Annotated in this window: 13 protein-coding genes; 2 read left to right on the forward strand and 11 right to left on the reverse strand. The window is 71.8% G+C overall.

Translation table 11 applies throughout. The annotated features are described in order from the left end of the window. Positions 1-59 precede the first annotated feature (59 nt). Positions 60-1481, reverse strand: coding sequence for an NAD(P)/FAD-dependent oxidoreductase (locus tag ABD352_RS00265; RefSeq protein ID WP_344610103.1), 1422 nt, complete (start codon positions 1479-1481; stop codon positions 60-62). 100 nt (positions 1482-1581) lie between these two features. Between ABD352_RS00265 and ABD352_RS00270 the strand changes: the two genes are divergently transcribed. Next, complete coding sequence (locus tag ABD352_RS00270; protein WP_344610104.1) at positions 1582-2286, forward strand: TetR/AcrR family transcriptional regulator; 705 nt, start codon at positions 1582-1584, stop codon at positions 2284-2286. Between the two features lie 96 nt (positions 2287-2382). Here ABD352_RS00270 and ABD352_RS00275 read toward each other — a convergent pair whose 3' ends face one another. The 4 genes from ABD352_RS00275 to ABD352_RS00290 form a co-directional block, all read right to left on the reverse strand. Then, the gene (locus ABD352_RS00275) at positions 2383-2949 is read right to left on the reverse strand and encodes a DUF5134 domain-containing protein (protein ID WP_344610105.1); all 567 of its coding nucleotides are present in this window, start codon (positions 2947-2949) and stop codon (positions 2383-2385) included. 183 nt (positions 2950-3132) lie between these two features. Further along, positions 3133-3567 (reverse strand): four-helix bundle copper-binding protein, encoded by a 435-nt coding sequence (locus ABD352_RS00280; protein ID WP_344610106.1) that lies wholly within the window; start codon positions 3565-3567, stop codon positions 3133-3135. 250 nt (positions 3568-3817) lie between these two features. Then, the gene (locus tag ABD352_RS00285) at positions 3818-5044 is read right to left on the reverse strand and encodes a Dyp-type peroxidase (protein WP_344610107.1); all 1227 of its coding nucleotides are present in this window, start codon (positions 5042-5044) and stop codon (positions 3818-3820) included. Position 5045: 1 nt separating this feature from the next. Then, positions 5046-5633: a copper chaperone PCu(A)C gene (locus ABD352_RS00290; protein WP_344610108.1), complete on the reverse strand. Its 588-nt coding sequence runs from the start codon at positions 5631-5633 to the stop codon at positions 5046-5048. Positions 5634-5750: 117 nt separating this feature from the next. On the opposite strand from ABD352_RS00290, the gene ABD352_RS00295 reads away from it, so the two are divergent. Next, positions 5751-6326: a copper resistance CopC family protein gene (locus ABD352_RS00295; protein ID WP_344610109.1), complete on the forward strand. Its 576-nt coding sequence runs from the start codon at positions 5751-5753 to the stop codon at positions 6324-6326. A gap of 150 nt (positions 6327-6476) precedes the next feature. On the opposite strand, the gene ABD352_RS00300 is transcribed toward ABD352_RS00295, so the two are convergent. The 6 genes from ABD352_RS00300 to ABD352_RS00325 form a co-directional block, all read right to left on the reverse strand. Next, positions 6477-8498 (reverse strand): bifunctional copper resistance protein CopD/cytochrome c oxidase assembly protein, encoded by a 2022-nt coding sequence (locus tag ABD352_RS00300; protein WP_344610110.1) that lies wholly within the window; start codon positions 8496-8498, stop codon positions 6477-6479. 202 nt (positions 8499-8700) lie between these two features. Then, positions 8701-9282 (reverse strand): dihydrofolate reductase family protein, encoded by a 582-nt coding sequence (locus ABD352_RS00305; RefSeq protein WP_344610111.1) that lies wholly within the window; start codon positions 9280-9282, stop codon positions 8701-8703. Positions 9283-9347: 65 nt separating this feature from the next. Next, complete coding sequence (locus ABD352_RS00310; protein WP_344610112.1) at positions 9348-10394, reverse strand: helix-turn-helix domain-containing protein; 1047 nt, start codon at positions 10392-10394, stop codon at positions 9348-9350. 129 nt (positions 10395-10523) lie between these two features. Further along, on the reverse strand, positions 10524-11528 hold the full coding sequence (locus ABD352_RS00315; RefSeq protein ID WP_344610113.1) for a transporter substrate-binding domain-containing protein: 1005 nt from the start codon (positions 11526-11528) through the stop codon (positions 10524-10526). A 20-nt stretch (positions 11529-11548) separates the two neighbouring features. Continuing rightward, on the reverse strand, positions 11549-12310 hold the full coding sequence (locus ABD352_RS00320) for an amino acid ABC transporter ATP-binding protein (protein ID WP_344610114.1): 762 nt from the start codon (positions 12308-12310) through the stop codon (positions 11549-11551). Next, the gene (locus ABD352_RS00325) at positions 12310-13296 is read right to left on the reverse strand and encodes an amino acid ABC transporter permease (RefSeq protein ID WP_344610115.1); all 987 of its coding nucleotides are present in this window, start codon (positions 13294-13296) and stop codon (positions 12310-12312) included. Before ABD352_RS00325 ends, ABD352_RS00320 begins: the two co-directional genes overlap by 1 nt. Positions 13297-13441 lie beyond the last annotated feature (145 nt).

Here is a 13441-nt window from a genome sequence, read left to right on the forward strand (position 1 = left end):
CGTTCCCCACGTAGCCCATCGCTCAGGCCTACAAGCGCTGAGCCGCGAAGGTTGGCCGGTCATGAGTCGAACGAGTAGCCGAAGGCATTCGCGGCCTTGAGGATCAGCCCGTCCCGGCCGCCGTTGCGGTCGGCCCGGGCGATCGCGCCCCGGACAAGCTGCACCGCCGGGTAGCGCAGCGGTGCCGGCGGGATCGGCCGCGGCCGGCTGCGTACCATCCGCAACCGGGTGCGCGGTGTGTCGGCGCCCGCGAGCAGGTCGATCATCACCGCTGCCGCGAACCGGGTGGCGGCCACGCCGAGGCCGGTGAAGCCACTGCTGTACGCGAGCTTGCCGTCCATCGCGGTGCCGTGGAACGCGTTGAGCCGGGTCGACATGTCGATCATGCCGCCCCAGGCGTGCGTGAAGCGGACGCCTTCCAGCTGCGGGAACGTGCGCAGGAAGTGGTCGGCGAGGCGGGCGAAGGTCTCCGGGCGCTGGTCGTACTCGGGCCGGATGGCCCCGCCGCGGTGGTAGACGGCGTCGTAGCCGCCCCAGAGGATCCGGTTGTCGGCGCTCTTGCGGTAGTAGTGGAACTGGCGGCCGGCGTCGGAGATGCCGAAGCGCCCGGTCCACCCGATGTCCTCGAGCTGGGCCGGGGTCAGCGGCTCGGTCATCAGCGCGTAGTCGTAGACCGGGAGTGTCAGGCGGCGATTGCGCCGCAGCAGGGACGGAAACCCGTTGGTGGCGAGCGCGACCCGGCGGGCCCGGATCGCGCCGTGCGGTGTCTCCACCCGCACGGCGCCGCCGTCGTCGCGCACGGCGGTCGCCGCGGTGTGCTCGAAGATGCGCACGCCGAGGCGCAGGCAGGCGCGCTTGAGGCCCCAGGCGAGCTTGGCCGGGTGGACCAGGGCGTGCCCCTCGCGGCTGAACAGGCCGGCGCGCAGCAACGGCGAGCGCACCATCGCGGCGAGCGCGTTGTCCTCGAGGAACTCCGCGTTCTCGCCCGCCCGCGCCCGCAGGTCCGCGACCTGGTGCGGCTCCGTGGCCACGGCCAGGAAGCCCTCGGCCGCGAACTCCGCGTCGATGTCGTGCTCCTGCAGCGTTTGCGCGAAGCCTGCGAAGTTCTCGGCGCTGAGCCCGGCGAGGGCCGCGAGGTCGTCGGCGAAGTGTCGCCGCCCGTTCTCCGGCCCGTGCGTCAGGCTCGCGTCCACGAAGCCGCCGTTGCGCCCGCTGGCCGCCCAGCCGGCCTTCTCACCCTCGATGAGCGCGACGTCGCGCCCGGGCGTGGCCTGCTTGGCGAGCAGTGCCGTCCAGAGGCCGCAGTAGCCGCCGCCGATGACGAGCAGGTCGGCCTCGATGTCCGCGGTCAGCGGCGCCTCGGCGGCCGGTCGGCCCGGGTCCTCCAGCCAGAACGGCCGGGGCAGCGCGTCGGCCAGGGCTCGGTGGATGCGCGCGGAGTCGGTGCGGATGTGCACGTCGTAGGCAGGCCGAACCTGCATGAGAACTTCCCTTCGGCTGGGGTGGGATGCCTCCCCTGAACCGATGGAACGCCGCGCACCTGCTAAAGTCAATGCGTTGACATAAGGATCGGAGGCAGGCGTGAGCGGACGGGTTTCGGCGGTCGGGGCGCGGCGGCGGCCCACCCGCGCCGGCGTGGTGCTCAGCCGGGAGTTGATCGTCGACACGGTCCTGCGCCTGATCGACGGCCCGGGCGGCGACAAGCTCAGCGTGCGTCGGGTCGGCGCCGCGCTGAGCGCCGACCCGACGGCGATCTACCGCTACTTCCGCAGCCTGGACGCCATCCTGCTGGCGGTGGCGGACCGGCTGATCGGCGAAGCCACCGCGGGGTTCGTGCCCGGCCCCGACCTCGCCGCCTCCCTGCGCGACATCGCCGGCCGCATCTACCGCTCGATGCAGGCGCACCCGCGGCTGGCACAACTGCGGGCCCGCCGGTTCATCGCCGGCCCGCACGAGCTCCGGGTCGTCGACACCGGCGTCGGCCTGCTGCTGCGGGCCGGGTTCGAACCCGCCGCCGCCGTCCGCCACTACCGCGACTTCATCGAAACCACGTTCGCGCTCGCCGCCCTCGACGTCAGCGACCTGGCCCCGGAACAGGAACAGGCCGACTGGCAGACATGGCTCGACACCGCGAAAGGGCTGCCGGCCGACGACTATCCGAACATGCACGCCGTACGCGACCATCTGCCCGTGATGGGCGAGTCCGCGTTTCCCGGTGTACTCGACACGATGATCGCCATCCTGCAACGCGAAGCAGCCAAGTGCATTCCAGCACGGGCCGAGTGAACACACAGGTCCGTCACCACTGCGTGTCGCGCTGCGAGACGCGGCCATAAGGAACATGAGAGGGCTCGTAGAGTGCGCTGAATGGTCGAGGTGGATCTATCGGACCAGCATGGCGGCCAGCACCGCAGCCATCGCCGCCGCCATGACCGCCTGGCACACCGCCACGCCGGCCGATCCGAACGGTGACCGCGGGGCCGGCGCGCCGGGTGTGACCGGCACCCCGTTCGCGGCGACCGACCGAAGGGCCCACACCGGCGCCGCCGCGCCGAGCAGCAAGACCAGCGAACCGGTCACGGCCGACGTGATCGCCGACGACGCGCGGCCGGGCACGTCCATCCCCGGCATCGAGGCATGCGCCCCGCCCATGTCCGGCAGCAGCATCCAGCACATGGCGGCCATCATCACCATCTGCGGCCATGCCGCCCACCGCCGCGAGCCGCCGTCCGAACGTACGAGCCGCACGGCATACCAAGCACCGGCAACGGCGAACACGGTCAGCTGCACGCCCCACGGGTCTGCTGGAACGCCCGCCAGCATCGCCACCATGGCCGCGCACATCCCGCCGTGGAGAAGGTCCTCGAGCATCGCCGGACACCCATGGCGTGCGGCCAGGCAGCGCAGCAGGCAGTAGCCACCGGCGGCAACGAACGCGATCTCCAGCACGGCGCGGACCGCCGCCGGCATCACCACCCTGGGTCCTCCGCTCGTCCCGCGCTGCCCGGCTCGTCCGAATGCCCCGACCCTACCGCCCGCCCAAGACTCGTTCAGGACCATCGACGCCCTGCTCGCCGCCGAACCGGGCCGCTACCGCCATCCGTCGCGGTACACCAACCAGGCCAACGTCCCTCAGGCCGGCAGACCGCCGAGAAGCGCCCGAGCCGACCCCGCGGCCCGCCGCGCACTCTCCGTGTGCACCTGGCAGTGGGCATGCGGCGACCGGCCGCACTCGACAACGCAGCGGTCCGCAGCCGCGGCCGCCGCCTCCAGGACCGCGCGAATGACCGTGATGTCGGCGGCTGGGCCGCGGGACAGCACCCGGTGCGCGACACCGGCCATGTCGGCGCAGTCGAGGTCCGCGTGGATGGCCGCGACCAGGTTCATGCCGTCCCCATCGCCGTGGGCCGCACCACGACAGCGGCTCATCGCGGCGGCACAGGCGGTCGAGTCACGTTCCAGCGCCATCAGGGCGTCGACCGCGGTCACGAGATCCGCGATCGCGAACATGCCCACGCCCGCCGAGTCGAGCGTCTCTTGCGTTCCCACCATGGCTCCCTTCACCATGTCGGATTCATCCGGTTCCGCATGCCCGGACGGTCGTTGCCGAAACGTCGGCCGGAACCAACTTCGGCGGGAGATCGCGGGCTGCCACAACGCGCCACGACCCCGGCTCGGCGCCGCAGCCCGCCGAAGCGGTGGTGCGGCGCAACGGGACCGTCGCCTCCACGCCGCCGCGATGGCGCGCCGACCGTAGCGTCAGCCGACCGGGGCAAGCCCTACCAGAGCCTGCCGGGCAGGCGGGGCGTGGCCGCTGTCATCCGAGCAGCCCCTGACCGATCCAGCCGCCGGCCGCGCAGCCGGGCGGGACGGCGAAGACGGCGGAGCCGATCGGGGTGATCCAGTCGTTGAGCAGGTCGGCCTCGGCGAGGTTGCGCTGGATGGGCAGGAACTGCCGGGCGATGTCGCGCTGGTAGGCGGCGAAGATCAGCCCGGCGTCGGCGGTACCGTCGGCGGCCGGAGCCTCGTCGTAGTTGTACGGCCGGCGGAAGATCCGCTGCCGGTCGCTGAGCACGTGCGCGCGGGCCGCGTGCGAGAACTCCGAGATGACCGGGAATCCGTTGGCGTTCTTGGCCTGCAGGTCGAGCGGGTCGTGCTCGGTGCGGCCGGTGAGCGGAGCACCGTCGGAGAGCCGGCGGCCAACGGCGAACTCCTTGCCGACGGTGTCGGCGGCGTCCCACGTCTCGAGCTCGGCCCGGATGCGGCGCAGGACGAGGGTGGTGCCGCCGTGCAGCCACTGCGGACCGTCATCGGTCCAGACAGCACCCGCGAACACGTCAGTGCCCGGCTGCGGGTTGGCGGTGCCGTCGACCTGGCCGAGGATGTTGCGCTGGGTCACGCCGTCGTCCTGCATGCCACGACCGCGGCGGAAGCCCCGCTGTACCCACCGTACCGCCGCGAATGCTCTTGCGTCCTTCACCAGCATCCGCTGCGCGTGCGCGACCGTGACCGGGTCGTCGGCGCAGATCTGGAGCAGCAGGTCGCCGCCGCACCACTGCGGCTGCAGCTTGTCGATGCCGAACGGGGGCAGCTGCTGCAGCGACTCCGGGCGCTTCGCGGCCAGGCCGGCGGCGTCGAACAGGCCCGGGCCGAAGCCGAAGGTGACGGTGAGCCGGGCGGGAACGGCGGCGAGTTCGGGCTGGCCGTCGGCGAGCGCGGCCGTGCCCTGGGTGAGCCGGGCCGCGTCGTCGGTGAGCAGCCGCATGAGCCGGCCCAATGCCTCCCGGTCGACACCGGCGCCGAGGGTGAGTGCGACGAACGCGGCGTGGGCCTGCGCGGGCGTCTCGATCCCGGCCTGGTGTTCGCCGTGGAACGGCACCACCTGGAGCCCGTAGTCCACTGTGGACGATACCGGGGCGGGGCCGGCCGCGTCGCGGCGGACGGCGGCGACGGCCGCGGCGCCGGCGAGGGCACCGCCGACGGTGAGAGCGCCGCCGGTCAGCAGGGCGCGCCTGCTGACCGGGGCGGGTGTGCGTTCGGTCATGTCAGCCCGTCGACGTCGGGCTGGCGGACGGGCTGCCCATCGGCATGCCGGAGCCGCCCGTCCCGGGCTGGTAGGACTCGTTTCCGCCGGCGAAGTCCTTGCCCAGCGCGGTGAACTGCACGGTGCCGCCGTCCTTCAGCGTCAGCGTGAACGTCACCTCGGAACCCGGCTTCACCGGGGTCTTGACGTCCATGAGCATCAGGTGGTCGCCGCCGGGCTTGAACTCGTGGCTGCCCTTGGCCGGGATCAGGAACCCGCCCTCCTTGGGCTTCATCGCCATCTTCCCGTCGACCATCGTGGTCTCGTGCAGCTCCATCATCGGCGACGCCGTCGACGTCGCCGACACCACCGTGATGTCCTTGTCGGTGGTGTTCATCAGGGTGCCGTACGCGGCCGACATGCCCGAGTCCGCGGTCTTGACCCATGGATCCTTCATCATCAGGACCGGCTGCGCGGAGGCGCTCGCGGCCGGGCCGGCCGCGGACGGCGCGGCTGCGGGCGAGTCGTCGGCGCCGCAGGCGGACAGCGCCAGCGCCAGCGCACCCCCGGCGAACAGCGCGATGGAACGGACACGCAACGAGCGCGGCATCCCGAAATCCCTTGGTCGTATTGGTCAGCAGCCGACAGGTAGTCGGCACCGCGTGGCGGGAAGTTCCCGGTACCCCCGCGTGTATCGGGCGTAGCGCGGCGGTTCAGGATGGGGTGCATGCGACTGCGTGCGACCTTTGGCGGCCTGCTCGCCGCGGCGTTGCTGGTGCTGCTCGTGCCGGCCCCGCCGGCCTTCGCCCACTCGACACTGCTCAAGACCGACCCGGCCGACGGTGCGACGGTGAGCGCGCCACCGGCCGCGATCACCCTGACCTTCAACGAGAACATCAAGCAGCAGTTCAGCACGATCGTGGTGACCGGCGCGGACGGCGCCTCGTACAGCGACGGCGCGCCGCACGCCGTCGACAAAACCCTGACTCAGGCCGTGAAGCCGCTGCCGACCGGCGCGGTCAAGGTCGCCTGGCGGACCGTCTCGGCCGACGGGCACCCGATCGAGGGCCGGTTCGCCTTCACCAACGCCGCGTCGGCCCCGCCGGCGGCCGCCGGTGCGATGACCGCCGCCGCGCCGACCGAGGCGCCGTCGAGCCCCCAGCCGACGGCCGTAGCGGAACCGGCCGGCGACGGCGGTTCGAGCGGGTGGCTCTGGGCCGTCGCCGGCGGGGTCGCGGTCGTGCTGCTGGCCGCCGGTGCGCTGTTGTGGCGAAGGCGGTCAGGCACCGGCCAGAGCGGGTAAGGGCGGCACCGGCGGTTACACGCAGCCGCTCAGTTTCGGCCAGTCCACGTAGTCGGTCCGGTGCGCGGGACGGCGGGCGTCGAGCTGGTCCAGGGCATCGCTGAAGTTGCCGCCCGCCCAGCGCGACCAGGTCAGGCCGGTCGCCGCCGTTCAGCCCCGTTCGGCAGCCTCCGCGGCGGCCCGCAGGAACGCGTTGTAGCGCGCGAGTTCGTCGTCCTCCCCGCTCGCTTCGGCGCGGTCGGCGGCGCGATCGAGGCGGCGCTGCTCGCGCTCGTCGGCGCGGATCCAGCGCACGACAAGCAGCAGCAGGATCGCCACCGCAGGGATCTCGCCGAAGCCCCACGCCAGCCCGGCGCCGACATGCTGGTCGGCCAGCAGGCTGCCGGCCCAGGCCGGGTGCACCGAGCCGTACCAGTCCGGCGCGATCACCGTCCGGGACTGCATGAGCGCGACGCCGAGGAAGGCGTGGAACGCCATGCTCGCGAAGTGCACGAGGACCAGGACCGGCGCCGCGACGGGGCGGCGGCCGGGGTCGACGCCGATGAGGACCCAGAAGAACAGGTACCCGGACAGCACGAAGTGCACGAGCATCGCCAAGTGCCCGACGTGGTACCGCATGAGCACGCCGAGCAGGTCGGAGAAGTACAGCCCATACAGGCTCACCACGTAGATCGCGAGCGCGACGACAGGGTGCGACAGCACGCGCAGGGCCCGGCTGTGCAGCACGAGCAGCAGCCAGTCCCGGGCGCCGCGAATCCTCGGGTCGCGCGGCGGGCGCAGGGCGCGCAGCGCGAGGGTGGCCGGTGCGCCGCCGACGAGCAGGATCGGCACCAGCATCGCCAGGACCAGATGCTGGGCCATGTGCACGGAGAACAGCACGTAGGCGTAACGCGCGAGCCCGGACACGGTGAACGCGGCCAGCAGGGCCAGGCCACCGAGCCAGCTCGCCGTCCGCGCGACCGGCCACCGGTGCCCGGCCCGGTACAGCCGCCACACCCCGGTCAGATAGCCGGCCGCGGCGAGTACCACCACCGCCAGAAAGAACGCGTCCAGCAGCGGCGGCCAGAACACCCGCACGGCCGTCAGCGGCGGCGGTGCGGTGAAGCCGAGCAGATCGGTGACCGGGTCCGTCTCGACCGGGTTCGACGGCACCGGCGTCGGCGTGCGCGACAGCGCCACGGCCAGCCCAACCGTGGCGGTGAACAGGATCAGCTCACCGGCGGCAAGGCGGCGGAACGCGCCCGGCCGTCCCGCGTCGAGAGCCGGTAACGTCTGCCGCCGGTGGACCGCACCGAACACCCCGGCCACGACAAGCGCGGCGGACTTGCCCAGCACGAGCAGGCCATAGCGGGACATCCACAGCTGGTCAAGGCCGCCGAGACGCACGGCGGCGTTGGCGACGCCACTGGTCGCCACCGCGATCCAGCAGCCCGCCGCGAGGCAGCTGTACCCCCGCGCCGCAACGGCAAGAACCCGCTCGCCACGCAGGACCAGCAGCGCGGCCAGCCCGCCGACCCACAGTGCCGCGCCCACGATATGCACCGCCAGGCTCGTCACCGCGAGCTGGTGGTTACCGGCTCCGGCCGAGTGGCCGGTCAGCGCCGGCGGCACCAGCGCCGCACAGGCCAGCAGAGCGATGACGGCAGCACCGGTACGGGTCAGCACAACCCGGGACGCGATCGCGACGACGAGCGCAAGGGCCGCCTGGACGACAGCCGACTGGCCCTGCGCCACCGACCAGGCGAGGCTACGCACACCGGCGAAGGTGACGCCGGTCAGGGGCCGGCCGAGCAGGTCGGACAAGGTCAACGGCAGCAGCGCGACGGCGGCCACGGCCCAGCCCACGGCCCACCAGCCGGCCCGCCGCAGCAGCCGGTATCCGGCCGGCCCCAGCAGCTGACCTGCCCCATGCCGGCCGGTCTCGCCGCTTCCGGGCAGCAGGAACGCCGCCGTCACGCACCACCCGGCGCACAGCAGCCCGCACACGTCGGCCGCCGCCCTGGTCAGCGGCAGCCCCCACGCCGCGACCGGGCCCGGGTCGGGCAGCCCGGCAATCGTGCGCCCGAGCACGCCGCCACCCCAGCGCAACGCGACCACCAGGGTCACGACCAGGGCGACCAGCCCGCCGGCAACGGTCAGCAGCCGCCGAACGGATATGTCACGAAAAGTCATGATTCGCAGGTACTACGCTTCAGCATCACCGAGTTGGTCGGCGGGACCGCCCCCGAAGTTCCCGCCACCTGACCGAACGGACCCGAACCGATACGCACCACCCTTGCGCTCCGCGCCGGCGTCGCGCGCACCGAAGCCGCCGCGGCCCTCGCCTTGTGTCACCGTTCGCAGTGGACCTTCTTCGCGTGCCCGCTCGGATCGGTCAACGGCGCACCCGATAGCGCAGGTGAAGCACCCGGTTGCCCTGAATCACCACGTCAGGGTCGTCCAACAGGTGCTGCGCGTGGACCGACCCGAAGTAGCGCTTGCCGGACCCGAACACGACGGGTACGACGTCCATGCGCACCTCGTCGATCAGGCCCGCGGCAAGCACCTGGCCACCGACGTCGCCAGCGGCGACCTCGACCATGCGGTCACCCGCAAGCTCCTGCGCCCTGGCCACGGCTGCCTCGACGCCGTCGACGAAGTGAAACGGTGCCTCGGGGTCCCACCCCTCGGGCGCCGGCCGGTGCGTCACGACGACCACGTGGTCGATCCCGCCCGGAGGCTTCCCGTCCCAGCCGTCCGTCATGTCGAAGACGTGGCGGCCGACGATCGTGACTCCGATCTGGTCCCAGTACGGCCGGGTGTAGTCGTAGGACGTCTGCGACACCTTCACCTCGCCGCTCTCGTCCAACGGGACGTCACCGCTGGACAACCAGTCGAACAGCGGTCCGGGCTGGTCATTCTCGTCCGCGACGAAGCCGTCCACCGACACCGAGCTGTACATGACCACCTTGCCCACGGGACTCTCCTCTGCTCTGGGTGCCCCCAAATTAGCGTGTCGCGAGCTGCCGCTCTTGTAAGAAATCAATCGGCCGGCAGCGGCCAGCCGTCCATCACGTGGCCGGGATGTTCGCGCAGGAACCGCCGCCGGACTTCGACGTACCGGGTCGGCGTGAGCCCGGTGAACGCCCGGAACTCGTGGCCGAAGTGGGCCTGGTCGAAGTAGCCTGCGCCATCGGCGAGGTCGCCCCAGTCGATCGGTCCGGCGGGGTTGATCGCGAACACGGTGGCGGCGAAGCGGTAGGTGCGGGCCAGCCGCTTCGGCGTGACGCCGATGAGCTCCTTGAACCGCCGTGCCAGATGAGTGCTGCTGACACCGGCTGCCACGCTCAGGTCGCCGATCGCCACCGCCCCGCTGGTCGCCGCGATGACGCTGCTCGTATGGCGGACCAGCCCCAGGCCGGCGGTCTCGCACAGCCGTCGCATCAGCTCCTCCTCGAGCAGCGTCAGCATCTCGTGCGGTCCGTCCGCCGTGGCCAGCCGGTCTCGCAGCTCAGCAATGGCGGGCCGGCCCCAAACCTGCTCTAGCGTCACCGGCCGGTCACACAGCTCGGCCGCGGGCATCGGCAGGAACGGCGCCAGCCCCCACGGCTTGACGTGCACGCCGACTGACCGGGTCTCCGGCGGATAGCCGAACTCGAAGGCGCGGGTGGGCATGGTGACCATGCAGCCGTCGGCGTACTCGGCCGTCTCGATGTCGGTGCCGGCGCGGATGCGGAACGGCGCCCCGAGGTTGACGATGAGCAACGCCGACGGCATCGGCGGCAGCGTCAGCCGGGCGTACGGCGGCGCACCCTCCAGGTAGTACAGGTCGTCGATCAGCCCGTCCAGCGGCGGTCGCGGCACTCTGGACACGTACTCCACGCCCACAGCATCGCCGACGCCCCGCCGGCATCGCGCGCCGGGATGGTCCAGCCGCGCTGCCGCCGGAACGGGCGAGCGTCCGGCGTTACGGATCAGGTAGGGATCAGATCCAGTGAGAAGAGAGATCAGCTCCTCATCGGCGCCCGGCGCCTCCTCCGGCGTGCCGCCGACGACCTCGAAGGTCAGGCGATGCCGGGGATCTGCCACGGGAGCACCTCCCCGGCGGCCGTGCCGGGCAGCGGCTCGGCCCGCAGCGCGGCCGTCCGACCGGGTGCGCGTTGCCGTCGCGCACCCGATCGAACACCCGGCCCGCGCCTTCGCCCTGCGCTACGGCCCCTACAGGTTGGACTTCGGCAGGCCCGGCGGGTTCACCTCGGCCTTGCCGACCGCCTCGGTGTCGAGGTTGTAGGCGGCCAGCCACTGCCCGTACTGACCGTTTTGGATCAGGTAGTTGATGGCGTCGGCCACCGCCTTGATCAGGCCGTTGTCCTTCTTCGTGGTGGCGGCGATCAGGCCCTGCAGGCTCTCGCCGGCGCCGGAGTAGACGCCGGCGTTGCGCACGGCGTCGGGGGTGCCCTGGGCCTGGCTGATCTGGAACGCGATCCCGGGGTTCGGGCCGAAGTACGCGTCGATCTGGCCCGAGGCGAGGGCCTTGAAGGTGGTGGGGGTGTCGGCGAAGTACTTGATGTCAAGGGTCTTGCCCTCGGCCTTGAGCTTCTCCTGCCAGGCGACCAGGATCTTCTCCTGGTTGGTGCCGGCGCCGACGGCGACCTTCAGCCCGGCCAGGTGCTCGTAGTTCTTGTCGAAGGTCCAGGCGTTGGCGGCCTTGACGGCGAAGCCGAGGTTGTCCTGGCGGTAGGAGGCGAAGTCGTACTTCTCCTTGCGCTGCTCGGTGTCGGTGATGTTGGAGAAGCCGACCTCGTTCTTGCCCGACTCGATGCCGACGAAGAGGTTGTCCCACGTGTCGTTGTTGAACTCGGGCTTGAGGCCGAGGACCGCGGCGACGAGGCGGCCGAGGTCGGGCTCGGCGCCGGTGATGGTCTTGTCGTCGTCGCCGACGAAGGCCAGGGGCGGGAAGCCGGTCGGCAGGGCGCCGATGCCGATGGTGAGCTTGCCGTCGGCCTTGATGGCGTCCGGCACCTCGGCCGCGATGGCCGCCTGCTTCTCGACCTTCAGCTCGGCCGGCTTGCCGATGCCCTTGGCCTGAGCGGCGATGCTCACCGTGCCGGAGGCGCCGGAGCCGGTGTCCGCGCCGGCCTCGGCGTCCTTGGCGCACGCGGCGAGCCCGGTGAGGAGCGCGAGGGAGAGCGCCGCGGCCGCGAATGGTCTGCGGGTTGACATTGATGACTCCTTGAAGGATTTCAGAGCACTTTGGAAAGGAACTCGCGCGTGCGCGTCTGTTGTGGACGGTCGAGCACCTCGGCCGGCCGGCCCTGCTCGACGATCACGCCGTCGTCGATGAAGACGACGGCGTCGGCGACCTCGCGGGCGAAGCCGATCTCGTGGGTGACGACCACCAGGGTGGTGCCGGTGTCGGCGAGCTGCCGGATCACCGAGAGCACCTCGCCCACCAGTTCGGGGTCGAGCGCGGAGGTCGGCTCGTCGAACAGCAGCAGGCCCGGCTCCAGCGCCAGGGCGCGGGCGATGGCGACCCGCTGCTGCTGGCCGCCGGAGAGCTGGCGCGGATAGGCCCCGCCGCGGTCGCCGAGGCCGACCTTGGCCAGCAGCTCGACGGCGCGGGCCCGGGCCGCGGGCCGGTCCAGCCGCTTGTGCGCGACCAGCGGCTCGGCGACGTTGTCCTGCGCGGTCAGGTTCGGGAAGAGGTTGAAGCTCTGGGCCACGAAGCCGATGCGGGTGCGCTGCCGCCGCACCGCGCGCGGGGGCAGCTCGTGCAGTCGGGCGCCGCGGACCTCGACGCCGATGAGCTCGCCGTGCACGGCGACGTAGCCGAGGTCGGGCCGCTCGAGGTGGTTGATCGTGCGCAGCAGCGTGGACTTGCCCGAGCCGGAGGGCCCGAGGACGGCCACCACGTCGCCGGCCGGGACGGTGAGGTCGACGCCCTTGAGCACCTCCCGCGCCCCGAACGACTTGTGGACGTTGCGGATCTCCAGCGCGGCGCCCATCAGAAGCCCCTCCGGGTGAGGCGGACGCCGGCCAGGCGGGCCCACGAGTCGACGGTGAGGCGGCGCAGCCGCTGGACCGGAGTGGGCGGCAGGGCGTGGACGCTGCCGCGGGCGAAGTACCGCTCGACGTAGAACTGCACGATCGACAGCGCCGCGGTGAGCAGGAGGTACCAGGCCGCGCCGACGATGAGGATCGGCACGAGCGACTCGGGGTGGCGCGACTCGAGCACGAACACCGCGCCGAACAGGTCGAGCAGGGAGACGTAGTACACGAGCGAGCTGGCCTTGATCAGGCCGATGAGCTGGTTGCCGTACGCCGGGACGATCGAGCGCAGCGCCTGCGGCAGGACGACCCGGCGCAGCTGCCTGGCCTTGGACAGCCCGAGCGCGTTGGCCGCCTCGATCTGGCCGTGCTCGACCGACAGGACGCCGCCGCGGATCACCTCGGCCGCGTACGCCGCCTCGTTGAGGCCCAGCGCGATGACGCCGATGGTCAGCGGGGTCAGGGCGCTGGTCTGCAGCTCGGCGAAGACCGGGCCCCAGGGGATGCCGACGCCGAGGCGCGGATAGAAGTACGAGAAGTTGAAGGTGATGATCAGCAGCAGCGGCAGCGGCAGCGCCCGGAAGAACCAGACGTAGGCCCAGGCCAGACCGGCGATCAGCGGGTTGGTGGACAGCCGGCCGAGCGCGACGATCACCCCGAGGACGAGCCCGGACGCCGCGCTCAGCGCGACGACCTGCAGGGTCACCACGACGCCGTCGAGGATCGACTCGCGGGTGAAGAACGGCCAGAACTTCTGCCACTCGTAGTGGGTGTTGGTGAAGATGCCGGCCACGAACTGGGCCAGCACCACCAGCACGATCGCACTGGCCAGCCAGCGCCACGGGCGCAGCCGTGGCGTGACGCGACGCTGCGCGATCTGCGGGTCGACGCCGGGGACTGGCCCGGTCTCGGGCGGCTTCTGCAGGGTGATCGGCTCGCTCATGCGAGTGGCTCCATCGGGACGGGGTGGATCGGGGGATGCGGGCGGGCTGCCTATTGGGCAACGTAGGGAACGTAGGATAAGTTGTCAATCCCGATCGGTTAGATAGTAATTAGCCACCCCTCAACATCCAGCTCGATGATTGGCG

Source organism: Dactylosporangium salmoneum, assembly GCF_039532525.1.
Lineage (GTDB): Bacteria > Actinomycetota > Actinomycetes > Mycobacteriales > Micromonosporaceae > Dactylosporangium > Dactylosporangium salmoneum.